Consider the following 24180-nt stretch of genomic DNA (forward strand, 5'->3'; position numbering starts at 1 on the left):
AATAAGTGTATAACGTTTTTTCACACATGGTTGTTTAGCAATGAAAAATATCCTTTTCAAAATAAGAAATAGAGTAAGACTATCTGGAACAAACTCCGTATCAATATCAAGTGGAGCAAGAGTTAGGAAATGTGACATTTCTATAAAAGGAAACAACAATAGACTAATAATAAAAAACGGTGTTAATATAAAAGGCTCAAAGATAGAAATAAATGGAAACAACTGTTCTATTATCTTTGAGGAAAACAGTGTTATTGGTGAAAACTGTTATTTTTCATCACGAGAGAAAGATACATTAATTTCCATTGGCAAAAACTCGATGTTTTCCAGAAACATAAAATTGATGACCAGTGATGGTCATGATATCTTCTGCGGTGACAAAAGAATCAATCTAGCCAAGAACATTATTATTGGTGAACATGTATGGCTAGCAGATAGTGTCACTGTTCTTAAAGGGTGCAATATTGGCAACGGTTCTGTTGTAGGGATTAACTCTCTTGTGACCAAAGATATTGGAGAGAATAAAATAGCAGCTGGAGTACCTGCAGTTGAAATAAAAGACAATATCCATTGGGATGAAGAACTAACCTTTAGTTAATTGGCCTTGTCTCGCTAAGCTATCATAGCTTTTCACCTTATAATAAAGTTGGCCGTGTAGACCAAGTTTGAGGAAGACCTGAAATAACTATCGTTACTCATGAAACAGTCAAATATGCAACCATAAGATTAGCTTTGTCGTTGCCCTGCAGGTAACGATGTATGGTTTGTACCAAATACACCATTCTCAATGGCCGTCATGATTAATAATACCGTCGAAGCAGATAATCATAATGCCAGTAGTCGATTTTCTAGTTGTAATAATCATCCATGAGCCCCGGCTAAAGGCTTCTCTTCGATGAAAGAGCAAAAATTCATTCATTAAATATGATATTCCATATAAACTTCCTAAATTGTCAATTTGATGTGTAGCCTTTCAGGCTTCGGTGGTAAAAATGAAAATTCTGATTATAGGTCCATCCTGGGTGGGCGATATGGTGATGTCCCAAGCATTATATATCAGCCTGAAACAACAACACCCTAATGCATCAATTGACGTCATGGCACCGGCTTGGTGTCGACCTATTTTGGAACGCATGCCCGAGATCGACAATGCCATCGAGATGCCGATCGGCCACGGTGAGTTCAATCTCAAAGGGCGTTACCAGCTCGGCAAGAAACTGCGTAAAGCGCAGTACACCCATGCCTATGTGCTTCCCAATTCGGCTAAGTCAGCCTTGATACCTTTATTCGCGGGCATTCCGTCTCGTACCGGATGGAAGGGCGAGTCGCGCTATGGGCTGCTCAATGATATCCGAACGAACAAAAAAGACTTTGGCCTGATGGTCGAGCGCTACTGTGCCCTGGCCTACCAAAAGCAAGATATGCGTGACAGCAGCTGCCTATCCGCTATCCCCCAACCGAAACTACTCGTCGACAGTGCATCGCAACAGCACTGTGTTGAAACGCTTGCCCTTGATTTAACCCGTCCGATAATCGGAATGTGCCCGGGTGCCGAGTTTGGCCCGGCCAAGCGCTGGCCTGACAAGTATTTTGCACAAGTTGCGAGTGAAATGATCCAAAAAGGCTATCAGGTATGGCTGTTTGGTTCGAATAAAGACCAAGCTGTTACATCAGATATCCAACAACAAATTGCTCCTGAGCTGCGTCAGCACTGTGCCAATCTGGCAGGAAAAACACAACTGGTTGAAGCCGTCGATCTACTGGCAAGGTGTCATATCGTAATAAGCAATGATTCAGGCTTAATGCATATCGCCGCGGCTGTCGGTACCAAGATTATCGCCGTCTATGGCTCGACCTCACCGGATTACACACCGCCGCTTTCACAACAGGTAGAAATCGTTCATACCGATATCAGCTGTCGCCCTTGTTTCAAGCGAGAATGTCCATTCGGCCACTTGAAATGTCTCAATGAACTGCCACCGTCACGTATCATAGAGGCCATCGGCAAGCTTTCTTCATAATAGGTCTACATCCATGATTCGCAGCCTGTACTCAATCTTACTCTATCTTGCGACACCATTATTTCTGAAGAAGTTATACAAATCGCAGGATGACAAACCAGCTTACGGCTCACGCTGGCGTGAGCACTTTGGCCAATGTCCGCCTTTGCAGCACAACAACCCGGTTTGGATACATGCGGTTTCTGTCGGTGAAGTCATCGCGGCAACGCAGCTCATCAAAGCGATTCAGCGCGATTACCCAGATCAAGCCATTTTGATCACCACAACCACCAGCACGGGTGCCGCGCAGGCAGAGAAACTCTCGGGGCGTATTGAGCATCGCTATATGCCCCTTGACTTTAGCTGGGCCATAAAACGCTTCCTTCGAGTGGCAAAACCTAAGGCTCTGCTCATTATGGAAACGGAGCTATGGCCAAATACGCTTGCCCAGGCCAAACGAGCCGGACTCCCCGTCTATGTACTCAATGCCCGGCTTTCGGAGCGTTCCTGTCAACGATACAAAAAGGTGCAGCCACTCTTTGATATCGTCAAAAACAACCTTGACCACCTTCTGTGCCAGCACAAAGATGATGCCGAGCGTTTTGTGCAACTCGGATTGAATGAAAACCAGGTTGCCGTTACCGGCTCGATAAAGTTTGATATCTCGGTCAATCAGGAGATCCACAAGAATGGCAGCCAACTCCGCCAGCTTCTCGGACAGCAGCGCCCCATCTGGATTGCAGCCAGTACCCATCGCGGAGAGGATGAACAACTGCTCGACGCCTTTAGCCAAGTCAGAGCGGAAATACCTAATTCTCTATTGATCCTGGTGCCCCGCCATCCCGAGCGCTTCGCTGAAGTCGCCGATCTCTGTCGCTCAAGCGGCCTGATGGTTGTTCGCCGTACCGAGGCAACAGATCTGGTACCCGATCAATGCGATATCTATCTGGGTGATACCATGGGCGAGATGTTAGTCATGTTGGCTGCTGCTGATATTGCCTTCATCGGCGGCAGCTTGCTGGGAGATAAAGTGGGTGGCCATAACCTGCTTGAACCGGCAGCGCTGAGCAAACCCATAATCACCGGCCCCAGCTATTTCAACTTCACGGATATCACCCAGCAGCTCCTCGAGAACAATGGATGTGTGGTTTGCCAGGACAGCAAGGAAATAGCCGCCCAGCTCATAGCTTGGTTCAAAAATGAGGTATCGCGAGAAGAAACTGGGCAGCAAGCTCTCCAGGTGGTGGAGTTGAATCAGGGCGCGATTGAAAAAACGATAAGCAATCTAAAAGCTGTGCTCAGCCATTAACGAACAATGCTCAGTCCTTTCGCAAAGGACTGAGCATTCTTTCTATACTTCAACAAGTCATTAATCTTTCGATTCTGTGTTCTCGTCCTTGATCAAATCTTCTGGTGCAGTATGTATCCACTTGCCTCGTGGCTTATCAAGGTACTGGAAGTGCTCATTGGTAAAGCTACCCTGAATACATGTGTAGCGGTAACTTCTGAACTCAACACCTTCTTCGCCTTCCAGAGCATCACTTAGCACTTGCGGGCCTGTGGTTGAGTAGACTCCCTTGGTTTCGTCCCTGTTTTTTATATTGTCGACAATAAGGTCGATTGTTTTCTGATAGATAGGGTTATTGGGTGCCGTTGCCAGAAAAAAATTGGTGATCTGGCTATCTTGTTTATTTTTAATAAATATTTGACTCTCGCCTTGAGTAATTTTGGATAGCGGCCAAACCAGATTGGCGTCAATATCAAGGTATACGCCACCCTTAACATTAAGGACGACTAATCGCCACAAATCAGCCTTTGCCGCGCCATCATTAATCCTTTTATAGCACTCATAGACCTCTTCCGAAGCGTTCTCTCTGATAAACTCTTCAATCCCCTCATTGTCTACATAATAGTAGTCATGATCCAGTGACATCAGGCGATTAAACAAGTAGTTAAGGTATACAGGCAGCGTGGATTTGTTCGAAAAATTGGTTTGCCAGATCACTTTCGGAATGTCAGAGGTTTTGCTCGATAGTACCTTAGCTCGCGAATACGATGGTATTTCAAACCGTTTTTTTGGGAAAAACAAATGGAATGGATACGAGAGCAACTTACAGATGTTGCCAATAATTTTACTTAACCGGTTAACCAATAAAATAACTGCATTCATAGTTTCACTTTCTATCTTCTATTCACGTCAAAAATATTTACTTTTCAATAGTATTTAACTTTCTTTATAGCCGTTATATAGCCAATTCCATTCGCTCTCATCCCATATTATAGAAAACCGCTGTACCTCTTTCCTCAACGAACGTTGTAAACGTTCAAGATTCCCTTGCTTCCACTTGTCACCCTTGCTCTGATAGCACTTATCAAAGTCGATAAGCCAGAACTGCCCCTTATCGTCCAATAATATGTTATGTATATTCAAATCGGTGTGACATACCTGCAGAGTATGCATTTTCCTAATTAACAGCCCGACATCCCGCCACTCGCTTTCAGACAACTTTCTCTGTTGCAGCACATCAACCAGATCCCTGGCATTAGAAACCTGCTCGGTGAGAATATCTGCACGGTATGTCAAGCCGCACCTTACTGCTCTGGCCGCCACCGGCCTTGGCACTCTGACACCGCCTTTAGCCAAGAGTTGCAATAGTTTGATCTCTTCAGCACAACGGGTCTTTTCCCAGCCGGTAAAGAAATACTGATCTTTCACCAGCTTTCCCAATAATCCCCCACGCCAATAATGACGCAGGGCCATCGGCAGTTGAGGAGTAGAAATAAAGTATGTAGTGCCACGACCACTAGCCTTTCCGGTAATCGCATCCTGTTGCTGCCAGTAATTAGGATCAAAGCAGCGTGCTGGCTCTGTTTTAAGTAGCGAATCATCAAACCAGATCCGGCTTCCATTAAGTGACAATACTTGCATAATCGTTAAGATGAGTCGTTTTACAATTTTAAATCCCAGCTGCATAATGCAGGTTAATGAGTTCCAGAGCAATTGTATATGGCCCTATTTTCGTCCCCTCCGTCTTCATTATGTATCCTCCGTCTTTCCGCTATCGGCGATGCGTGTAATACCTGCGCCATGGTTCAGGCGATACAGCGCCAATGGCCCACAACAAAAATTACGTGGATCATGGGCAAGGCGGAAGCGCAGCTGCTGGGTGATTTACCCGGAGTGCGTGTCATTACCTTTGACAAAAAGCAGGGATGGAGAGGCTATACCCGGTTATGGCAACAGCTTCGCGGCGAACGGTTTGATGCATTGTTACATTTACAAACTGCACTAAGAGCCAGCATTGCCAGCCTGGGGATCCGGGCAAAATACCGTCTCGGTTTCGATAAAACCCGAAGCAGTGATCTGCAAAACTGGTTCATTAATACCCCGGTAACATCACCAGACTCTCCCCATGTGCTCGATGGGTTTATAGCCTTTGCCCAGACCATAGGCATTGAAGATACCAATCCCCGCTGGGAACTTGAACTCTCTCAGGCAGATCAAGACTGGGCCAAACAATACTCAGATTCAGCGCCAGTACTGGTTATCGTGCCAGCAGCCAGCAAAGCATTCAAAAACTGGACTGCCGATGGCTACGCAAAAGTTGCCGAGCATGCGGTCGCCAGGGGAATGAAAGTCATTTTGGCCGGCAGTCCGGCCGAGGTCGAAATACAGCTGGCCGAGCAGGTCTGCCAACAGAGCAACGTGCCACTGACCAATCTGGTCGGAAAGAGTAGTCTGAAGCAAATGCTTGCCTTGTTGGCAGAGGCAAAACTGGTAATTGCACCTGATACCGGCCCGGCCCATATGGCCGTTGCGACCAATACACCGGTTATTGGCCTCTACGCCCATCACAATCCGAAGCGAACCGGTCCCTACCGTTACCTGGATTACGTTGTCAGTGCCTACCAGGAAGCCATTGAGGCAGAAACGGGTAAACAGTTAAGCGAACTGTCCTGGCGAAGCCGGGTCAAAGATCCTGATGCTATGCAGCGCATTCGTGCCGAAGCCGTTATTACCATGCTCGACAAAGCCCTATCTGATTTTCATATCCTTAAGGAGACACAATGAGTGCCACTAAGCCGACCCTTGCTGTTGCGCTGATCGTCAAAAATGAAGCCGATAACTTACAGGCCTGCCTGGAGTCAGTCTCAGGCTGGGTAGACGAGATTGTTGTACTCGATGCCGGAAGTACTGACAATACAGAGACTATTGCCCGTCAGCACACCGACAAGTTCTTCGTCAACGCCGAATGGCCGGGATTCGGCCCCCAGCGCCGACTGGCCCAGAGCCATGTTGAGTCTGACTACATCTTGTGGCTAGATGCCGACGAGCGAGTCACTCCGGAGCTCAAGCAGAACATCATGGACGTGCTCTCATCCCCTCAGGACAATACGGTATACAGTATTCCACGTCTGAGCTGGGTATTTGGCCGCTATATCCGCCATTGTGGCTGGTATCCGGATCGCGTCAACCGCCTATATCCGACCAAGCTGACACAGTACAACCAGGATCTGGTACACGAGAAAGTTGAGCTATCCCCGGAGATGAAAGTACAGCCGCTGCAAGGCGATCTGCTGCACTTCACCTACAACGACTTGCACCACTATCTGGTCAAATCGGCCGGCTATGCCAAAGCCTGGGCTGAACAGCGGGAAAAGCGCGGCAAACGCAGCAGCATCGGTCAGGGCCTGCTGCACGCTATTGGCTGCTTCCTGAAAATGTATGTGCTTAGAGCGGGCTTCCTTGATGGCAAGCAGGGCTTTCTGCTATCAATTCTATCGGCACACTCCACTTTTGTGAAATATGCCGATCTGTGGATCAGGAGCAGTACTGAGCCACCCAAGGCTTAGCGTCTTCCAGCACCGTCTCAATCTCAATCAGTCCCATGTCCGTCTCCTGCTCCTTGCCGGCAGGCGGACAGAACGCCAAATGACGCCCGGCCGTATTCAGTGTCTTCCACCGCAACGGGGTTGCTGAGCGCTTGCTCGGGAAGAAACCAATCGTCGGCACATCAAGGGCAGCCGCGATATGCAGCGGGCCTGTCGATCCGGCCATAAACAGATCGGCACATGCCAGAGAACGGGTGAAATCTTGCAGGCCGTCATTTTTGTCATAGACATAGGCAGACACCCCGGTCTTGATTAATGCATACAGCGACGCCGCCATAGCTTCCTCGCCCGGCCCGGCAGTCAGTACAAATTCACAATGCTGCTGTTTTGCCACGCCTTTAATCAACTCGGCATACTGCGCCAGCGACAGATTGTTGGCAGAACCGCCACTGCCGACGTGGATAAAACACCATGGTTTGCCGCTATCCAAAGCCAACTGCGAGACCAATTTCTCTTTTTGAGCCGCCAGTACCTCTTTGTCAAAGGCCAAATAAGGACCCTGCGGCTCGTGGCAGTCAATCTGGTTATCCGCCAAGAAGAACCGGATCAAATCCAGATTGTACTCAAACTCCGGCTTTTCCGAGCGGGAGCGACGCTGCTTCAGGCGACGGTTGAACAGTAGCTGTGCGAGCTTGGTGGCCGGTGCCAGGCGGTAAGGGATCCCAGCCTTCCAGAGCAACTTGGCATTATAGCCATTCGAGAACAGGCAAATTGCCGCATCAAACCCTCGTTGCTTGATATCTGATACCAGCTCAGCCTGCTCTGCCTTGCTCGACTTTGCAGTCGGATCGATCATCACCTCATCAATCCACGGACAAAGTCTGGCAACCGGTGCAGTATAGTTGGGAACAAGAGCAGTAACCCGACACTCTGGCAGTGATTGCTTGAGCATCGCAAAACTGGGCCAGGCCAGCATGAAATCGCCAATTTTATCATTTCGCACAACGAGAACTTTCTTCATAGCACCTTGTTCCAACTAAAACCAATCCGTCCGGATAATACAAGATAGGGAAAAATTAACCATAGCAATTGGCGTGAAAGATGGAGCAGCCAGCTGCTTTTTTGATAGCATAACGTCATCTTTGTATTGAGGATCTCCTTGTGAAGCACAATAAGAATACCCGTGTCATCTATCCCGGCACCTTTGATCCCATCACCAACGGGCACCTTGATCTCATCGAACGCGCTGCTGCGATGTTTGACCATGTCGTCGTCGGCATTGCATTTAGCCCGAGCAAAAAGCCCCTGTTCGATCTTGAAGAGCGGGTTCGGCTGGCCAAGCGCATTACCCAGCACCTGTCCAATGTCGAGATTGTCGGCTTCTCCGGACTGCTGGTTGATTTTGCCAAAGAGTACCAGGCCAATATCCTGGTTCGGGGGCTGCGGGCCGTATCCGACTTTGAATACGAATTCCAGCTCGCCAACATGAACCGCCGCCTGATGCCAGAGCTCGAGACGGTATTTTTAACGCCGGCGGAAGAGAATTCATTTATCTCCTCGACCATCGTCAAGGAGGTCGCGCTGCATCACGGTGATGTCAGCCAGTTTGTCGACCCGGAAATTACCGACGCCCTGCTGGAAAAGCTCCACGGCAAATAAAGCCCATATACCAAAAAGGAGGCGCTCGCCTCCTTTGTTGTCTTTGTCCCTGTCACCGAATGCGACACCGGCTAATCAAGATAAAACTTCCTATACCAGTCCACAAAAGCCTTCACCCCGTCTCTCACTGACACAGCCGGCTTATAATCAATGGTCTTGAACAAGTCTTCTGTATCCGCATAGGTCGCATACACATCGCCCGGCTGCATCGGCATTAAATTTTTTCTGGCTTCGATACCCAATGCTTCTTCCAGCGCCTCAATGAAATCCATCAGCTTCACAGGGCTGCCATGGCCGATATTGTAGACACGGTACGGTGCCGAGCTGGTTGCCGGTGTACCCGCCTCAACCGTCCAGTCAGTATTCTTTGCCGGGATCACACCCTGAATACGGATAATCCCTTCGACGATATCATCAATATAAGTAAAGTCACGGCGCATATCACCATGGTTGTAGACATCAATCGGCTCGCCATCAACAATCTTCTTGGTGAACTTAAACAGCGCCATATCTGGCCTGCCCCATGGGCCGTAAACGGTAAAAAAGCGCAAACCGGTAGTCGGGATACCGTACAGGTGGGAATAGGTATGAGCCATCAGCTCGTTGGATTTCTTGGTTGCCGCATAAAGTGAGATGGGATGATCAACACTGTCCGTCGTCGCAAACGGCATCTTCTGATTCAGGCCATATACCGAACTAGAGGAAGCATACACCAGATGCTGGACTTTATGCCGGCGACAGCCTTCGAGAATCGTCAGGTGCCCGACTAGATTACTGTCGGCATACGCCATCGGATTATCAATGGAATAGCGTACCCCGGCCTGCGCAGCAAGGTGGATCACCCGATCAAAATGATGATCGGCAAACAACCCAGCCATTCCGTCACGATCAGCAAGATCCATTTTGATAAGACAAAAGGCCGGATGACGAATACGATCCAGCCGCGCCAGCTTGAGGTTTATATCATAATAATCATTGATATTATCGATTCCGATAACCTCGTGCCCCTGCGCGCACAGACGCTCAGAAACCGCACTGCCGATAAACCCAGCAGCACCCGTGACAAGATATTTCATATATTCCCTTCCCGGCAGATATGCCGACACGACACATCATCAATCTATACAATCACCATTGAATCATAGTGATAGACTGACTGTTTCGCTATGGTACCAAGGTATGAATAAAGCCAACCGGTGACAAACACATCAGTTATGTCTGGCAGTCAGAGCAATAGACCGTTGCCCGCTGGCCAATTTTCATCTCGCTCAGTGTCTTGTCACAGCGAGGGCATGGTTCGCCGCCCTTACCGTACACCAATAGCTCCTGGGCAAAATAGCCCGGCTTGCCGTCGGCATTTTTGAAGTCTTTCAGGGTCGTTCCGCCCTGCTCGATAGCAAACGCCAGGACAGCTTTCACCTCAGCCACCAGGACTGCCATCCGTTGCAAGGAAATCTTGCCTGCCGCTCTTTTCGGATGGATCCCCGCACTGAACAGGGACTCGTTGGCATAGATGTTCCCGACGCCCACCACCACCTGGTTGTCCATCAGAAACTGCTTGATAGCCGTTCGCTTTCCCTGCGCCCTGTCAAACAGGTAATCAGCGGTAAATGCATCACTTAAAGGCTCGGGACCGAGCTTGCTCAGCACCGTATGCTCTTCATCGAGAGGCTGTTGCCACAACCAGGCACCGAATCGCCGCGGATCGTTATATCTCAGAACCTCGCCGCTCGACAGCACCAGATCCACATGGTCATGCTTTTCTGGCGGCACCGAGGCCGGCAGCACGCGCAAGCTTCCCGACATCCCTAAATGGACAATGGCGTAACCGATATCCGTTTCAAGCAACAGGTATTTCGCCCTCCGGCTGACCCTACGGATCACCTGCCCTTCAATCTGGCGGATCTCTTCAGGCACCGGCCAGCGTAGCTTGGGATTACGGACAATGATTTCGGCCACACGATGGCCCGTAACATGAGGGGTGATCCCCATTCTACTGACTTCAACTTCAGGTAATTCAGGCATGGTTCAATCCATTCAAACAATCAGTGAGGGAACAAATAAGATTCGTCAACAGAGATCGCCAGCCAGTTACCCTGCCAGTTCTTTAGCAGCCAAAACTGCGGCAGCTGATAGACAGTTACCCGTACCGGCTCGTCAGCAGAATGCAGCCAGACTTCAACAGTCTCCGGGGCACTCAGCTGCGGTTTGAGCTGGGTCATGGTATTGTCGTCGACAAGCGTACCGGTGATCGACTGCCAGTGCTCGACAATCGTCTGGGGAGCCCCTTCAACCTGGGGCGCGGCAGTCCAACGGCCATCCTCGGCGGTGAAGACATGCTGTGGCAGGACCAATCGCGAGATGACAGCCTGCTCCGGCAACAAGGCCTGCACTTCCGGCGATGCCTGTGTGGCCCCCGGCTCCAGGCGCGCCCTGATCAGGTCAGGAAACTGGATAGCAGCAATAAAAAGAACAACGGAAATAATAATAACGTTGTTCCATCCCCGTCGTGACAGCTTTATCCCCATAGTTCTTCCCCTGTAATCCCAGTCTGACTTCTCTATGAATATAACACCAAAGCCCGTTACACACGGTATCGAACAAGTGCGGCCACCAATAAATCGCAGGCATAAAAAAACCCAGCATAATGCCGGGTTTTTATCAAAGAACAGAAAAAATCAATTACTTGATTTTAGCTTCTTTGTACATAACGTGCTTGCGAACTACAGGATCAAATTTTTTGATCTCGAATTTGCCTGGCATGTTACGCTTGTTTTTGTCGGTAGTGTAGAAGTGGCCTGTACCAGCAGATGATACTAGACGGATCTTCTCACGAATGCCTTTAGCCATTGTTCAAATCCTCTTAAACGTTCTCGCCGCGAGTACGCATATCTGCAAGAACGGCATCGATGCCTTTCTTATCAATGATACGCATACCTTTCGCAGAAAGGCGTAGTTTAACGAAGCGTTTTTCGCTTTCTACCCAGAAACGATGAGTTTGCAGGTTCGGCAGAAAACGACGCTTGGTGGCATTACGTGCGTGTGAACGGTTGTTACCCGTTACAGGACGCTTACCAGTTACTTGGCATACTCGGGACATTACTGTCTTCTCCAAATCGTTTCAGCTCGATATCTACCGTGGTTAATTCAATGCGAAAAAACTTTTCACATACAACCACAGCTATCAAAGGTCGCGCATTATACTAAGTCAAAACCAGTTGCTCAAGTCCCGAGCAGTCCTTTCTCAACTTTTTGATCGAATTTTGGCTATTTTATAGCCAATTTCGTTCAGCGAAAGAAACTATCTCCCCATCGCCAACAACAAAATGATCTAGGATGCGAATATCGACCAAGGCCAGCGCATCGCTGATTCTTCGTGTAATTCGACGGTCTGCCTGACTCGGCTCTGCTACGCCTGACGGGTGATTATGCGCTAAAATGAGCGCGGCTGCATTAAGTTCCAGTGATCTTTTTACAACTTCCCGTGGATAAACGCTTGCAGCGTCGATCGTCCCCTCAAAAAGAACCTCGCCGGTCAGCACCCGATGCTGGTTATCCAAAAACAGCACATAAAATGCTTCACGATGTCTGTCCCTCAACTTCTGGCTCAGGTAACGACGGGTATGGGCCGGGCTGGTCAGGGCATCTTCTTTCTTTAGTGTTTCTTCAAAATGCCGGTGACTCATCGCCAATACAGCCTGAAGCAAGGCATACTTCGCCGGTCCCAATCCTTTATGCCGGCAAAACTCCTCCTTGCTTGCTGCCAACAAGGCCCGTAGCGAACCAAACTGATCCAACAGCGATGTCGCCAGCTCGATAGCATTCATCCCGGCAATACCGGTCCGCAGGAATATCGCCAGCAACTCGGCATCGGTTAAGGCTTCCGGACCGTGCGACAATAGCTTTTCCCGCGGGCGGGAAGCCGGTGGTAACTGCTTCAAAGACATAGAGTCTCTCCTGTAATTAGCTACAGAAGAGGACTTTATCGACCACCAGACAAGAACTTGTCGCTACTTGTGAGAAAACCTTCGCAAAAATATCCTCGGCTTGCATTACACCCCGCCGCCGGTTGTAGCTTGATCTCGGACGGTGAATCTCACGGCCTTTGGTGCTATCTTGTTGGCCTGATTGAATTGGCTCACAGAGACAGGCAGAACAATGGAAACACTGGCAGGAAAAAAAATACTTCTGGGGATCAGCGGCGGTATTGCAGCTTATAAATGCGCAGAGCTGACGCGCCGCTTGATAGAGCGCGGCGCCGAGGTACGTGTCGTAATGACCCAGTCCGCCCAGGAGTTTATTACTCCGCTTACCATGCAGGCAGTCTCGGGAAATCCTGTCTCTGATAGCCTTTTCGACCCCGCCGCCGAGGCCTCTATGGGCCATATCGAACTGGCCAAATGGGCCGATTTGGTTCTGCTGGCACCGGCAACGGCCGATCTGATTGCCCGCATCGCTGCCGGTATGGGCAATGATCTGCTCAGCACCCTGTGCCTTGCCACGGACTCGCCGATTGCCGTTGCCCCGGCGATGAACCAGCAGATGTACAGCAATATCGCGACTCAGGAAAACCTGGCCACCCTGGCACGACGCAGCTTCCATATCTGGGGGCCGGCCAGCGGCGAGCAGGCCTGTGGCGATGTCGGCCCGGGGCGCATGCTCGAGCCGATGGATCTGGTTCACCGTGCCGAGGACTTCTTTCAGCCTGCCGATTTAAGCAATATCAAGATTGCTATCACCGCCGGTCCGACACGGGAAGCGATCGATCCGGTCCGCTACCTGACCAACCACAGCTCCGGCAAGATGGGCTATGCCATAGCCGAGGCTGCCGCCAAGCGCGGCGCACACGTCACCCTGATCAGCGGCCCGGTCAATCTGGCGACCCCTGCGGACGTCGAGCGAGTCGACACCGACAGTGCCGAGCAGATGCATCAGGCAGCGATGGACGCAGCAACCAGCCACGATATTTTCATCTCCTGCGCCGCCGTAGCTGATTTTCGCCCGGCAGAAATCGCCACTCAGAAAATGAAGAAAAAGTCCGGTGAAGACGAAATGGTACTTCGACTGGTCAAAAATCCGGATATTGTTGCCAGCGTCGCCGGGCTGACCGAACAGCGCCCCTTCACGGTCGGCTTTGCCGCAGAAACCCAGGACGTAGAGCAATACGCCCGCGGTAAACTGAGCCGCAAAAACCTAGATTTAATTTGTGCCAATGATGTCTCCCAGCAAGGCCTGGGCTTTAACAGCGACAGCAATGCCCTGCATCTGTACTGGCCAGAAGGCGACAAGGCACTGCCACTGGCATCAAAGCAAGACCTCGGCCAGCAGCTGATCAGCGAAATCATTGACCAGTTTAAAAAGAAACAACACTAAGAGAACACGCATGAAGAACATTGACCTGAAAATCCTCGACCCGCGCGTCGGTAACGAGTTTCCGCTTCCGGCCTACGCAACGGAAGGATCGGCAGGCCTCGACCTCCGTGCCTGTCTGGACGAAGCCCTGACCGTCGAGCCGGGCCAAACCCACCTGATCCCGACTGGCATTGCCATCCACATTGCCGATCCGGGCCTGGCGGCCACCATTTTGCCTCGCTCGGGGCTCGGCCATAAACACGGTATCGTGCTGGGTAACCTGGTCGGGCTTATCGACTCGGATTATCAGGGCCAGCTGATGGTCTCGGTGTGGAACCGCGGCCACAGCACCTTTAGTATCGAGCCGGGCGATCGTATTGCCCAGTTGGTCTTTGTCCCTGTGGTGCAGGCTGACTTCAACATCGTGTCGGACTTCGATGCCAGCGACCGCGGCGAAGGCGGATTCGGTCACTCCGGCCGACAATAATATACCTCGGAGGTTCGCCTTCCACTCAGGGCTGGTTTCAGACCGGGTTTCAAGGCTGATGACGAATTAGTCGAATCAGATCAAATATAAAGCTCGCCGCTTCAGGTTGAGCTTTTTTTGCCGATAAAGAGATCAGTATCTAACGCCAGCGCTTTTCACGGCGCGGCTGCATCGCTAAGATAAGCGGGTTTGATCGGCAGGTTAGCGCTGTCGGCAACAGACTCATTTCGAAAAGGAACGGTTATTCATGGCTGGCAATAAAAAAAACAATCGCCGCGAAGAAATTTTGCAAGCGCTGGCGCAAATGCTGGAGTCTGCCCAGGGCAGTCAACGCATTACCACCGCCAAGCTGGCAGCACAGGTTGGTGTTTCAGAAGCCGCCCTGTACCGCCATTTCCCGAGCAAGGCACGGATGTTCGAAGGACTGATTGAATTTATCGAAGACTCAATCACCACCCGCATCAATCGCATCCTCGATGACGAAAAGGACACCCTTAACCGTCTGCGCATGGTATTACAGTTGATCCTCGGTTTTGCCGAACGCAATCCAGGCCTGAGCCGCATTATGACCGGCCACGCCCTGATGTTCGAACAAGACCGCCTGCAGGCACGGATCAACCAGCTGTTCGAACGCATCGAGACCCAGCTGCGCCAAATCCTGCGCGAGCGCAAACTGCGCGAAGGCAAAGGCTTCCCTGTCGATGAAAGCATCCTGGCAGCACAGCTACTGGGCCAGGTAGAAGGCAGTCTCAATCGCTTCGTGCGTTCTAATTTCAAGTACAAGCCGACCGAGAGCTTTGACGACTACTGGCGACTGCTGAGTGCGGAATTAGGTTAAGTCCAGAACCAAGTTCCGAGGCGCAAGTTTCGAGATAAAAAAGCGAGTGGTAAATACCACTCGCTTTTTAGTTTATACAGACCACGCCAAACTCAAAGTACGCAATTTTTGCTCCTCCCACTTTTCAAGGGGGAGGCTGGGAGGGGTTAAACTTTACCCCTCCCCTTTCTATAATCGCAATTACACCCCGTACTCAGCACGGTATGCTTTAACCGCCTCAAGGTGCGCTTCCATGCCGTCCTGCTCTTCCAGGTAGCTCACCACATCACCCAGCGACACAATGGAAATCACCGCACAGCCGAAGTCACGCTCAACTTCCTGAATCGCCGACAGCTCACCCTTGCCTTTTTCCTGACGGTCAATCGCCACCAGTACACTGGCCAAATCGGCACCGTTGGCCTTGATGATTTCCATCGACTCACGGATAGCTGTTCCTGCCGTGATCACATCGTCAACCAGCATAATGCGGCCTTCCAGCGCGCTGCCGACCAGGTTGCCGCCCTCACCGTGCGCTTTCGCCTCTTTGCGGTTGAAGCAATAAGGCGTGTCGACATCATGGTGATCAGCCAGTGCAACCGCCGTGGTGGTAGCAATCGGGATCCCCTTGTACGCAGGGCCAAACAGCACATCATACTCGATGCCTGCATCCACCAAAGCTTCAGCGTAAAAACGGCCCAGACGTGCAAGATCACGACCTGTGTTGAACAGGCCCGCATTAAAAAAGTACGGACTCTTACGGCCAGATTTCAGAGTAAACTCACCAAACTTAAGAACACCTTTTTCCAGGGCGAATTCGATGAACTGACGCTGATATGCTTTCATGGTTTCTCCTATCTTTATCGGTATTAGTACTGCTACACAAAGTCCAAATTTGGCGGGTTCACACTCTCTCACCAAAATTTAGACAAAAAAAAGCGACTCAATAGAGTCGCTCAATAATTAATTTTCCAACGCTCGCTTCTGAACGCTGATAATGTCGTCAATGCCGGACTTGGCCAATGCCAGCATCGCCAGTAACTCTTCGTGGCTGAAGGCCTCGCCCTCTGCCGTACCCTGGATCTCGATCATCTTGCCTTCTTCGGTCATCACCACGTTCATGTCGGTTTCGGCAGCGGAATCTTCGACATATTCCAGATCGCAAATCGGCTCGCCGTTATAGATACCGACCGACACAGCCGCCACCATTCCCTTCAGCGGGCTTTCCTTCAGCAGGCCTTTCTCGATCATGTAGTTGATAGCATCAACCAGAGCAACCATTGCACCGGTAATAGAAGCCGTACGGGTACCGCCGTCAGCCTGGATAACATCACAGTCAACGGTGATCATCTGCTCGCCTAGGGCTTCCAGGTCAACCGCCGCACGCAGGCTACGGGCAATCAGGCGCTGAATTTCCATGGTACGGCCGCCTTGCTTGCCGCTGGCCGCTTCACGGCGGTTGCGCGAATGGGTTGCGCGTGGCAGCATGCCGTATTCAGCCGTCACCCAGCCTTGTCCCTTGCCTTTGAGCCAGCGCGGTACATTCTCTTCAACACTTGCTGTACAAATCACTTTGGTATCGCCGAACTCGACTAATACCGAGCCTTCCGCATGAGCTGTGAAGTTACGGGTGATCGTAATTGGACGTACTTGACTGGTGCTTCTTCCGCTTGGACGCATCGGGACCTTACCTTTAGCTGGGCTACATTAACCGGCGATTATAGCCAGTTCTCAGGCACAGTGCACGTGAATCCCGATTCCGTCCTGTTGCCAACACGGCCATACCGCCGCACTTCATTTCTTTTGTCCCGGATGGTGAGTATAATCAACACTATCCGGTAACTACGCACCGACTGTTTCTATTTCGCTTCCGGCCACAGCGTCGTAAGCCAAATAAGTAGTTACATCCATCATCTTAAAAGGGCCATCAGCCAATGATCCATAGCATGACCGCCTATGCCCGTCGCGAAGTAAAAGGCGACTGGGGCACTGCCGTTTGGGAAATTCGTTCTGTTAACCAGCGTTACCTGGAAACCTATCTTCGTATGCCTGAACAGTTCCGCAGCTTAGAACCTGTACTGCGCGAGCGATTCCGCAAGCGTCTGGCCCGCGGCAAGGTAGAGTGCAACCTGCGCTTTGAAGCCAACACCGCCGCCAGCAACGAGCTGAGCATCAACGAGGAGCTGGCCAAGCAGGTGATCAAGGCGGCCAAGTGGGTCAAGGATACCTCCGGCGAAGGCAGTATCGGTCCGTTCCAGGTTCTGAACTGGCCGGGCGTAATGGAAGCACCAGAGCAAGATCTGGATGCCATCAACAAAGACTTGCTGGCAGGGTTTGACGAAGCCATCAATGACTTTATCGCGGCACGCGCCAGCGAAGGCAAGAACATGAAGGATCTGATTGACCAGCGTCTGGAAGCCATCGCCGTTGAAGCGGCCAAGGTACGTGAGCAGATGCCAGAGATCATCAACTGGCAGCGTGAACGCCTGATGACCCGATTTGAAGAAGCCAAGGTTGAGCTGGATCCGGGCCGTATCGAGCAGGAACTGATCCTGATGGCACAAAAGAGCGATGTTGCCGAAGAATTAGACCGCCTTGATTCCCATGTCAAAGAAACCCAGAAAATCATGAAAAAAGGCGGTGCCTGCGGTCGTCGTCTCGACTTCATGATGCAGGAGTTCAACCGCGAGTCGAACACCCTGGCCTCCAAGTCAATCAGTACCGATATCACCGCCTCTGCCGTTGAGCTGAAAGTACTGATCGAGCAGATGCGCGAGCAGATCCAGAACATCGAGTAATCAACGCGTTTGTATAACAAAAAGGCAGTGCTACCGCTGCCTTTTTTGATCGCTTTGTGCAGGCAGACACCAGCCTGAAATCCATCTAGGCTTAAGATTACGGCCATAACGTTTGAAAAAGATGATTTTTCAGGCAACCAGATAATTTCAATTGTGCCCAGATCATGATAATCTGCGCGCCCTTCTATCACTGAGTGAAACAGGCAATGAGCAAAGGTACTCTATACATCGTGTCGGCACCAAGTGGCGCTGGTAAATCAAGCTTGATTAACGCCCTTCTTGAAACAAACCCGACCTATGACATGAAAGTATCCGTATCCCACACCACACGCGGCATGCGCCCGGGTGAGGAACACGGCGTTCATTACAATTTCATTAGTGTCGAAGAGTTTACTGAGCTGGCAGAGCAAGGTGCATTCCTTGAACATGCCGAAGTCTTTGGCAACTACTACGGTACCTCCCGTCCTTGGATTGAAGAACAGCTTAATAAAGGTATCGATGTCTTTCTGGATATCGATTGGCAGGGTGCGCGTCAGATTCGCAAGCAAATGCCACAAGCCAAGAGCCTGTTCATTCTGCCTCCGTCAAAGGAGGAGCTGGAGCGTCGACTGAACGCCCGCGGCCAGGACAGCGATGCCATTATTGCCCGTCGTATGCAGGAAGCACGCTCGGAAATCTCCCATTATGACGAGTACGATTATGTTATCGTCAATGATGATTTCGACGTTGCGCTGATGGACTTTAAAGCCATTATTCGTGCAGAACGATTGAAGCAAGACAAACAAGCTGCTAAATATAACAGCATGCTCAATGCCCTACTGGCAGAACAGTAACAATTTTTGTACAATTTCCCATCTTTTATATATAACCACTGGAGTCCTCCATGGCACGCGTAACCGTTCAAGACGCTGTTGATAAAATTGGCAACCGTTTCGATCTGATCCAAATTGCTTCACGCCGCGCTCGTCAGATGCAAACTGGCGGTAAGGATCCACTGGTTCCGGAAGAAAACGATAAGTATACAGTGATCGCGCTTCGTGAAATCGAAGAAGGCCTGATCACTAAAGATATCCTGGATGCTCGCGAGCGTCAGGAACTTCAAGAGCAAGAAGCAGCAGAGCTAGCAGCCGTTAGCGCTATTGCAGGCGACCACCGTTAATTCAGGGAACCGGGCGAATTGTATCTTTTTGATAGCCTGAAAGAAGTCGCAATCGAATACCTGCCTGAGTCTCAAATTGAGGCGCTCAGGCAGGCGTATCTCGTTGCGCGAGATGCCCACGAAGGGCAGACCCGCTCAAGCGGCGAACCATATATCATCCACCCGATTGCCGTAGCCCGCATCCTGGCGGAAATGCGCCTCGACTACGAGACGCTGATGGCAGCCCTCCTCCACGACGTTATCGAAGATACCGAGGTCACCAAAGACGATCTCGACAGCCGTTTCGGCTCAACGGTAGCCGAGCTGGTCGACGGGGTATCGAAGCTGGATAAACTGAAGTTCCGCGATCGCAAAGAAGCGCAAGCCGAGAACTTCCGTAAAATGATCATGGCCATGGCCCATGACATCCGCGTTATTCTGATCAAGCTCGCAGACCGCACACACAATATGCGGACCCTCGGCGCCTTGCGTCCGGACAAACGCCGTCGTATTGCCCGCGAAACACTGGAGATTTTCTCTCCGCTGGCCCACCGCCTGGGTATCCACAACATCAAGACCGAGCTCGAAGAGCTGGGCTTTGAAGCGCTATATCCAAATCGCTACCGGGTACTGAAAGAAGTGGTGGCAGCAGCCCGCGGCAATCGTAAAGAAATGATTAACAAGATCCACGCCGAAATCGAGGGACGTCTCGACGATGCGGGGATCGAAGGCAAGGTACTGGGCCGCGAAAAGAACCTGTACTCCATCTATAACAAGATGAAGAACAAGGAGCAGCGTTTCCACTCGATCATGGACATCTACGCCTTCCGCGTACTGGTCACTGATCTGGATACCTGTTACCGCGTGCTTGGCCAGGTCCATAACCTGTACAAGCCCCGTCCGAGCCGGATGAAAGACTATATCGCCATTCCGAAAGCCAATGGCTACCAGTCACTGCACACCTCGCTGGTCGGCCCGCACGGGGTGCCGGTCGAAGTCCAGATCCGTACCGATGATATGGATCAGATGGCGGACAAAGGGGTGGCTGCCCACTGGACCTACAAAGATGGTGAAAGCAGCGGCACGACAGCGCAGGTTAAGGCCCAGCGCTGGATGCAGAGCCTTCTGGAACTGCAGCAGAGTGCCGGTAGCTCGTTCGAGTTCATCGAGAACGTCAAATCAGATCTGTTCCCGGATGAACTGTACGTCTTCACGCCAAAAGGCCGGATTGTCGAGCTGCCTGTCGGGGCGACGGCGGTCGATTTTGCCTATGCTGTCCATACCGATGTCGGCAATGCCTGTGTCGGTGCTCGTGTGGAGCGACAACCTTACCCGCTGAGCAAGCCGCTGAAAAACGGCCAGACCATTGACATTATCAGTGCACCGGGCGCACGCCCGAATGCAGCCTGGCTCAATTATGTCGTAACGTCGCGCGCGCGGACCAAAATCCGCCAGGTCCTCAAGACCATGCGCCGCGAAGAGTCCATCACACTGGGACGCCGCCTGCTCAACCATGCACTGGGCGAGCTGAGCATCGACCAAATCGATCCGGACAACCTGCATCAGGTACTGACCGACTTACGTCTTGAGACCATTGACGACCTGCTGGCCGCTATCGGCCTGGGTGAGCTGATGAGCGTGGTGATTGCCCGCCGTCTGCTGGGCAATGTCGACGAGCTGACCGTCAAGGAAACCACCCATCGCCTGCCGATCCAGGGTGCGGACGGTATCCTGCTGACGTTTGCCAACTGCTGTCATCCAATCCATGGCGACCCGATCATGGCCCATGTCAGCCCGGGCAAAGGCCTGGTGATCCACCGGGAAGAGTGCGCCAATATCCGTGGCTACCAGAAAGAGCCGGACAAATACATGCCGGTCGAATGGAGCGAGGACTTCGAGCAGGAGTTCGTCACCAACCTGAAGGTTGATATGCAGAACCATCAGGGGGCGCTGGCCGATCTGACCAATACCATCGCGGGCACCGGCTCCAATATCCAGGGGCTGGCAACCGAAGAAAAAGATGGCCGTCTCTATACCATTACGGTACGCCTGACGACCAAAGGACGCATCCATCTGGCCAATATCATGCGCCGTATCCGGGTCATGCCGAATGTGGTCCGCGTATCACGCCAGAAGAACTGATGGCCCAAAGGACAACTGGTTAGCCCAGCTTTCCTATACTGAACATAAACGCCCGTTTTCGGGCGTTTTCTTTATTAAAGAACGACAAAGAACACTATGACTCCCGATCGTTTTCAACGTATTCAGTCTGTCCTGGCGACCCGCCAGCCGGATCTGACGGTATGCATGGAAGAAGTGCATAAACCCAACAACGTCTCCGCTATTATCCGTACGGCCGATGCTGTAGGCGTACACAAAGTCCACGCCGTCTGGCCCAAGGAAGGCATGCGTGTGCTGAGCCACACCTCGGCTGGTGCCCGCAACTGGGTCGAGCTCGAAACCCATGACAATATGGTCAATGCCGTCAGCACACTGAAAGAGCAAGGCATGCAGGTACTGGCGACCAACTTGTCGGATACTGCGATTGACTTTCGTGAGGTGGATTACACCAAACCTACCGCCATTATCCTCGGTGGCGAGAAAAATGGGATCACGCCTGAAGCCCTCGCCCTTGCCGACCAGGACATCATCATTCCGATGGTCGGTATGGTACAGTCATTGAATGTCTCAGTGGCCAGCGCCCTGATCCTCTACGAGGCCCAGCGTCAGCGCCAGAATGCCGGCATGTACGATCTGGAGAAAACCCAGCTACCTGATGAGGTCGTCCACCGGATTTTGTTTGAACGCGGCCATCCGGTACTGGCAAAAGTCGCCCGCCGTAAAGGGCTACCGTACCCGCCACTGGATGAGCATGGGCAGATTGCCGCTGATGACCAGTGGTGGAGCATCATGCAGGCCACCGAGCCAAAGAAAAAAACCAAATAACAGCCACAATCGGGATTAGCGATGAGCGGAAAACTACTTGATACCATAGCCCTGACCGAACTGTCCGGTGTTGGTGCCAAAATGGCAGAAAAGCTGGAAAAGATTGGTCTGAACACCGTCCAGGACCTGCTTTTTCACCTGCCGCTCCGCTATGAAGACCGAACCCGGATTTGGCCGATAGCCAGTGCCATGCCCGGCCAGTACCTGACTATTCAGGGCGAAGTGCTAAACAGCAATATCAGCTTTGGCAAACGGCGGATGCTGACGGTAAAAATCAGCGACAGCAGCGGCTCGGCGACCCTGCGCTTTTTCAACTTCAATGCGGCGATGAAAAACAGCCTCAGTGAAGGCAAACAGGTCAAAGCCTACGGCGAGCTCAAGCGCGGCAAGTTCGGGCTGGAAATCATCCACCCGGATTACAAGGTCTTCTCCGAACCGACCGAGCTCAGCGTCGAGGAAACCCTCACCCCGGTCTACCCGACTACTGACGGTCTGCGCCAGCTGACCCTGCGTAACCTGACCGATCAGGCCCTTCGCCTGCTCGACAAGGCAGCCGTCAGCGAGCTATTACCTGATGGCTTGTACGATCGCCAGATGACGCTGGCCCAAGCACTGCATGTCATGCACCGTCCGACCCCGGACGTCTCCCTCGATCAGCTAGAGGAAGGCAAGCATCCGGCCCAGCACCGACTGATCCTCGAAGAGCTGCTGGCACAAAACCTGTCGATGCTGGCTGTTCGCAGCAAAAGCCAGCAGCACGAAGCCTGGCCGCTAACCGCCTCCGATAGCTTGAAAATCCGGCTTCTTGATAGCCTTCCGTTCAGCCCGACCGGGGCTCAGCAAAGGGTTGTCGCCGATATCGAGACGGATCTGGCCAAACCGCACCCGATGATGAGGCTGGTACAGGGCGATGTCGGATCGGGCAAGACGCTGGTGGCGGCATTGGCAGCGCTGCGCGCCATTGAACACGGCTATCAGGTCGCCCTCATGGCCCCGACCGAGCTACTGGCCGAGCAGCACGCAATCAACTTTGCCAACTGGCTCAACCCGATGGGTATCCAGGTAGGCTGGCTGGCCGGCAAGCTCAAGGGCAAGGCAAGGGATAGCGAGCTGGCCCGCATCGAAAGCGGTGAAGCCAAAATGGTAGTCGGCACCCACGCCCTGTTTCAGGAGCAAGTGGTATTTAGCAACCTCGCACTGGTAATCATCGATGAACAACACAGATTCGGTGTCCACCAGCGCCTGGAGCTACGCGAGAAAGGGGCCAATGAAGGTCGCTACCCGCACCAGCTGATCATGACCGCGACCCCGATCCCCCGTACCCTGGCCATGACCGCCTATGCCGATCTCGAAACCTCGGTGATTGACGAGCTGCCGCCGGGCCGGACCCCGATCCAGACCGTCGCCCTACCCGATTCGCGCCGGGCAGAAATTATCGAACGCATCCGCTCAGCCTGCCTCAACGAAGACCGGCAGGCATACTGGGTCTGTACTCTGATTGATGAATCCGAGGTCCTAGAGGCGCAAGCCGCTTCCGACACCGCCGACGAGCTCACCGCACAGCTTCCCGATCTCAATATCGGGCTCGTGCACGGCCGGATGAAGCCGGCTGAAAAACAAGAAATCATGAAGCGCTTCAAGGACGGCGAGCTGCACCTGCTGGTTGCCACCACCGTCATAGAGGTCGGGGTCGACGTGCCCAATGCCAGCCTGATGATCATCGAAAACCCTGAGCGGCTCGGTCTGGCGCAGCTCCACCAGCTGCGAGGACGGGTCGGCCGGGGCAGTGTTGCCAGCCATTGTGTCCTGCTCTATCACGCCCCGCTGTCAAAGACCGCCCAGAAACGCCTCGCCGTGCTTCGTGAAAGCAGCGACGGTTTCGTGATTGCCCAGCGCGATCTGGAAATTCGCGGACCGGGAGAACTGCTGGGTACCAAGCAGACCGGCATCGCCGAATTCAAAATTGCCGATCTGGTTCGTGACCAACACCTGATCCCCCAGGTGCAGAAGCTGGCCCGCTATGTCCACGACCGCTACCCGGACAATGCCAAGGCCATCATTGATCGCTGGCTGGGACAACGCGAGAACTACTCAAACGCCTAACCAATACGGCAATTCAGCCAGAGAAGGTAAAAAAATACCTTTCTGGCTGA

The 24180-nt window shown here is 52.0% G+C and carries 26 protein-coding genes; 15 read left to right on the forward strand and 11 right to left on the reverse strand.

Going from position 1 to position 24180, the window contains the following annotated elements:
* Nucleotides 1-40: 40 nt before the first annotated feature.
* The 3 genes from L4D19_RS14090 (at nucleotide 41) to waaA (ending at nucleotide 3309) form a co-directional block, all read left to right on the forward strand.
* Nucleotides 41-598, forward strand: a complete 558-nt coding sequence (locus L4D19_RS14090; protein ID WP_428452973.1) for an acyltransferase — start codon at nucleotides 41-43, stop codon at nucleotides 596-598.
* 394 nt (nucleotides 599-992) lie between these two features.
* Nucleotides 993-2021, forward strand: coding sequence for a lipopolysaccharide heptosyltransferase II (waaF, locus tag L4D19_RS14095; RefSeq protein WP_428452974.1), 1029 nt, complete (start codon nucleotides 993-995; stop codon nucleotides 2019-2021).
* A 13-nt stretch (nucleotides 2022-2034) separates the two neighbouring features.
* The gene (waaA, locus tag L4D19_RS14100) at nucleotides 2035-3309 is read left to right on the forward strand and encodes a lipid IV(A) 3-deoxy-D-manno-octulosonic acid transferase (RefSeq protein ID WP_428452975.1); all 1275 of its coding nucleotides are present in this window, start codon (nucleotides 2035-2037) and stop codon (nucleotides 3307-3309) included.
* Between the two features lie 60 nt (nucleotides 3310-3369).
* Here the strand turns inward: waaA and L4D19_RS14105 are convergent, their stop codons facing one another.
* Both L4D19_RS14105 and L4D19_RS14110 read right to left on the reverse strand, forming a co-directional pair.
* Nucleotides 3370-4170, reverse strand: a complete 801-nt coding sequence (locus L4D19_RS14105) for a glycosyltransferase family 32 protein (protein WP_428452976.1) — start codon at nucleotides 4168-4170, stop codon at nucleotides 3370-3372.
* Between the two features lie 54 nt (nucleotides 4171-4224).
* On the reverse strand, nucleotides 4225-4929 hold the full coding sequence (locus L4D19_RS14110; protein WP_428452977.1) for a 3-deoxy-D-manno-octulosonic acid kinase: 705 nt from the start codon (nucleotides 4927-4929) through the stop codon (nucleotides 4225-4227).
* A gap of 78 nt (nucleotides 4930-5007) precedes the next feature.
* Between L4D19_RS14110 and L4D19_RS14115 the strand changes: the two genes are divergently transcribed.
* The gene (locus L4D19_RS14115) at nucleotides 5008-6072 is read left to right on the forward strand and encodes a glycosyltransferase family 9 protein (RefSeq protein ID WP_428452978.1); all 1065 of its coding nucleotides are present in this window, start codon (nucleotides 5008-5010) and stop codon (nucleotides 6070-6072) included.
* Entirely contained in the window at nucleotides 6069-6854 is a 786-nt protein-coding gene (locus L4D19_RS14120) for a glycosyltransferase family 2 protein (protein WP_428452979.1), read from the forward strand. Before L4D19_RS14115 ends, L4D19_RS14120 begins: the two co-directional genes overlap by 4 nt.
* Here the strand turns inward: L4D19_RS14120 and L4D19_RS14125 are convergent.
* Nucleotides 6823-7854: a glycosyltransferase family 9 protein gene (locus L4D19_RS14125; RefSeq protein ID WP_428452980.1), complete on the reverse strand. Its 1032-nt coding sequence runs from the start codon at nucleotides 7852-7854 to the stop codon at nucleotides 6823-6825. The genes L4D19_RS14120 and L4D19_RS14125 overlap by 32 nt on opposite strands.
* Before the next feature lie 140 nt (nucleotides 7855-7994).
* Here L4D19_RS14125 and coaD point away from each other — a divergent pair, with 140 nt between their 5' ends.
* Nucleotides 7995-8492, forward strand: coding sequence for a pantetheine-phosphate adenylyltransferase (coaD, locus tag L4D19_RS14130; RefSeq protein WP_428452981.1), 498 nt, complete (start codon nucleotides 7995-7997; stop codon nucleotides 8490-8492).
* 71 nt (nucleotides 8493-8563) lie between these two features.
* On the opposite strand, the gene L4D19_RS14135 is transcribed toward coaD, so the two are convergent.
* From L4D19_RS14135 to radC, 6 genes are all read right to left on the reverse strand, one after another.
* Nucleotides 8564-9568 (reverse strand): NAD-dependent epimerase, encoded by a 1005-nt coding sequence (locus L4D19_RS14135; protein ID WP_428452982.1) that lies wholly within the window; start codon nucleotides 9566-9568, stop codon nucleotides 8564-8566.
* A 136-nt stretch (nucleotides 9569-9704) separates the two neighbouring features.
* Nucleotides 9705-10517 carry a bifunctional DNA-formamidopyrimidine glycosylase/DNA-(apurinic or apyrimidinic site) lyase gene (gene mutM / locus L4D19_RS14140; protein WP_428452983.1) on the reverse strand — a complete coding sequence of 271 codons (813 nt, stop codon included), beginning with the start codon at nucleotides 10515-10517 and terminating at the stop codon, nucleotides 9705-9707.
* 20 nt (nucleotides 10518-10537) lie between these two features.
* On the reverse strand, nucleotides 10538-11020 hold the full coding sequence (locus tag L4D19_RS14145; RefSeq protein ID WP_428452984.1) for a hypothetical protein: 483 nt from the start codon (nucleotides 11018-11020) through the stop codon (nucleotides 10538-10540).
* Between the two features lie 154 nt (nucleotides 11021-11174).
* Nucleotides 11175-11342: a 50S ribosomal protein L33 gene (rpmG, locus tag L4D19_RS14150; RefSeq protein ID WP_004405486.1), complete on the reverse strand. Its 168-nt coding sequence runs from the start codon at nucleotides 11340-11342 to the stop codon at nucleotides 11175-11177.
* A 13-nt stretch (nucleotides 11343-11355) separates the two neighbouring features.
* Nucleotides 11356-11592 (reverse strand): 50S ribosomal protein L28, encoded by a 237-nt coding sequence (gene rpmB, locus L4D19_RS14155; protein ID WP_075763017.1) that lies wholly within the window; start codon nucleotides 11590-11592, stop codon nucleotides 11356-11358.
* 172 nt (nucleotides 11593-11764) lie between these two features.
* Nucleotides 11765-12439, reverse strand: a complete 675-nt coding sequence (gene radC, locus L4D19_RS14160) for a RadC family protein (RefSeq protein WP_428452985.1) — start codon at nucleotides 12437-12439, stop codon at nucleotides 11765-11767.
* 211 nt (nucleotides 12440-12650) lie between these two features.
* Here radC and coaBC point away from each other — a divergent pair, with 211 nt between their 5' ends.
* From coaBC to slmA, 3 genes are all read left to right on the forward strand, one after another.
* Nucleotides 12651-13865, forward strand: coding sequence for a bifunctional phosphopantothenoylcysteine decarboxylase/phosphopantothenate--cysteine ligase CoaBC (coaBC, locus tag L4D19_RS14165; RefSeq protein ID WP_428452986.1), 1215 nt, complete (start codon nucleotides 12651-12653; stop codon nucleotides 13863-13865).
* A gap of 10 nt (nucleotides 13866-13875) precedes the next feature.
* Nucleotides 13876-14331, forward strand: coding sequence for a dUTP diphosphatase (gene dut / locus L4D19_RS14170; protein ID WP_428452987.1), 456 nt, complete (start codon nucleotides 13876-13878; stop codon nucleotides 14329-14331).
* Nucleotides 14332-14578: 247 nt separating this feature from the next.
* A complete protein-coding gene (gene slmA / locus L4D19_RS14175) occupies nucleotides 14579-15169 on the forward strand; it encodes a nucleoid occlusion factor SlmA (protein WP_428452988.1) in 591 nt (196 codons plus the stop codon).
* A 180-nt stretch (nucleotides 15170-15349) separates the two neighbouring features.
* On the opposite strand, the gene pyrE is transcribed toward slmA, so the two are convergent.
* Together pyrE and rph are read right to left on the reverse strand one after the other, a co-directional pair.
* On the reverse strand, nucleotides 15350-15991 hold the full coding sequence (pyrE, locus tag L4D19_RS14180; protein ID WP_428452989.1) for an orotate phosphoribosyltransferase: 642 nt from the start codon (nucleotides 15989-15991) through the stop codon (nucleotides 15350-15352).
* Between the two features lie 117 nt (nucleotides 15992-16108).
* The gene (rph, locus tag L4D19_RS14185; RefSeq protein ID WP_075763023.1) at nucleotides 16109-16825 is read right to left on the reverse strand and encodes a ribonuclease PH; all 717 of its coding nucleotides are present in this window, start codon (nucleotides 16823-16825) and stop codon (nucleotides 16109-16111) included.
* A gap of 254 nt (nucleotides 16826-17079) precedes the next feature.
* Between rph and L4D19_RS14190 the strand changes: the two genes are divergently transcribed.
* The 6 genes from L4D19_RS14190 to recG all read left to right on the forward strand — a co-directional run bounded on the left by L4D19_RS14190 (nucleotide 17080) and on the right by recG (nucleotide 24130).
* On the forward strand, nucleotides 17080-17943 hold the full coding sequence (locus tag L4D19_RS14190; protein ID WP_239413925.1) for a YicC/YloC family endoribonuclease: 864 nt from the start codon (nucleotides 17080-17082) through the stop codon (nucleotides 17941-17943).
* 206 nt (nucleotides 17944-18149) lie between these two features.
* Nucleotides 18150-18776, forward strand: a complete 627-nt coding sequence (gene gmk / locus L4D19_RS14195) for a guanylate kinase (RefSeq protein WP_160652576.1) — start codon at nucleotides 18150-18152, stop codon at nucleotides 18774-18776.
* 50 nt (nucleotides 18777-18826) lie between these two features.
* Nucleotides 18827-19102 (forward strand): DNA-directed RNA polymerase subunit omega, encoded by a 276-nt coding sequence (rpoZ, locus tag L4D19_RS14200; protein ID WP_036821454.1) that lies wholly within the window; start codon nucleotides 18827-18829, stop codon nucleotides 19100-19102.
* Between the two features lie 18 nt (nucleotides 19103-19120).
* A complete protein-coding gene (gene spoT / locus L4D19_RS14205) occupies nucleotides 19121-21223 on the forward strand; it encodes a bifunctional GTP diphosphokinase/guanosine-3',5'-bis pyrophosphate 3'-pyrophosphohydrolase (protein ID WP_075763036.1) in 2103 nt (700 codons plus the stop codon).
* A gap of 96 nt (nucleotides 21224-21319) precedes the next feature.
* The gene (trmH, locus tag L4D19_RS14210; RefSeq protein WP_428452990.1) at nucleotides 21320-22027 is read left to right on the forward strand and encodes a tRNA (guanosine(18)-2'-O)-methyltransferase TrmH; all 708 of its coding nucleotides are present in this window, start codon (nucleotides 21320-21322) and stop codon (nucleotides 22025-22027) included.
* A 21-nt stretch (nucleotides 22028-22048) separates the two neighbouring features.
* Nucleotides 22049-24130, forward strand: a complete 2082-nt coding sequence (gene recG / locus L4D19_RS14215) for an ATP-dependent DNA helicase RecG (RefSeq protein WP_428452991.1) — start codon at nucleotides 22049-22051, stop codon at nucleotides 24128-24130.
* The last annotated feature ends 50 nt before the right edge of the window (nucleotides 24131-24180 follow it).

This window comes from Photobacterium kasasachensis, from assembly GCF_050336885.1.
Lineage (GTDB): Bacteria > Pseudomonadota > Gammaproteobacteria > Enterobacterales > Vibrionaceae > Photobacterium > Photobacterium kasasachensis.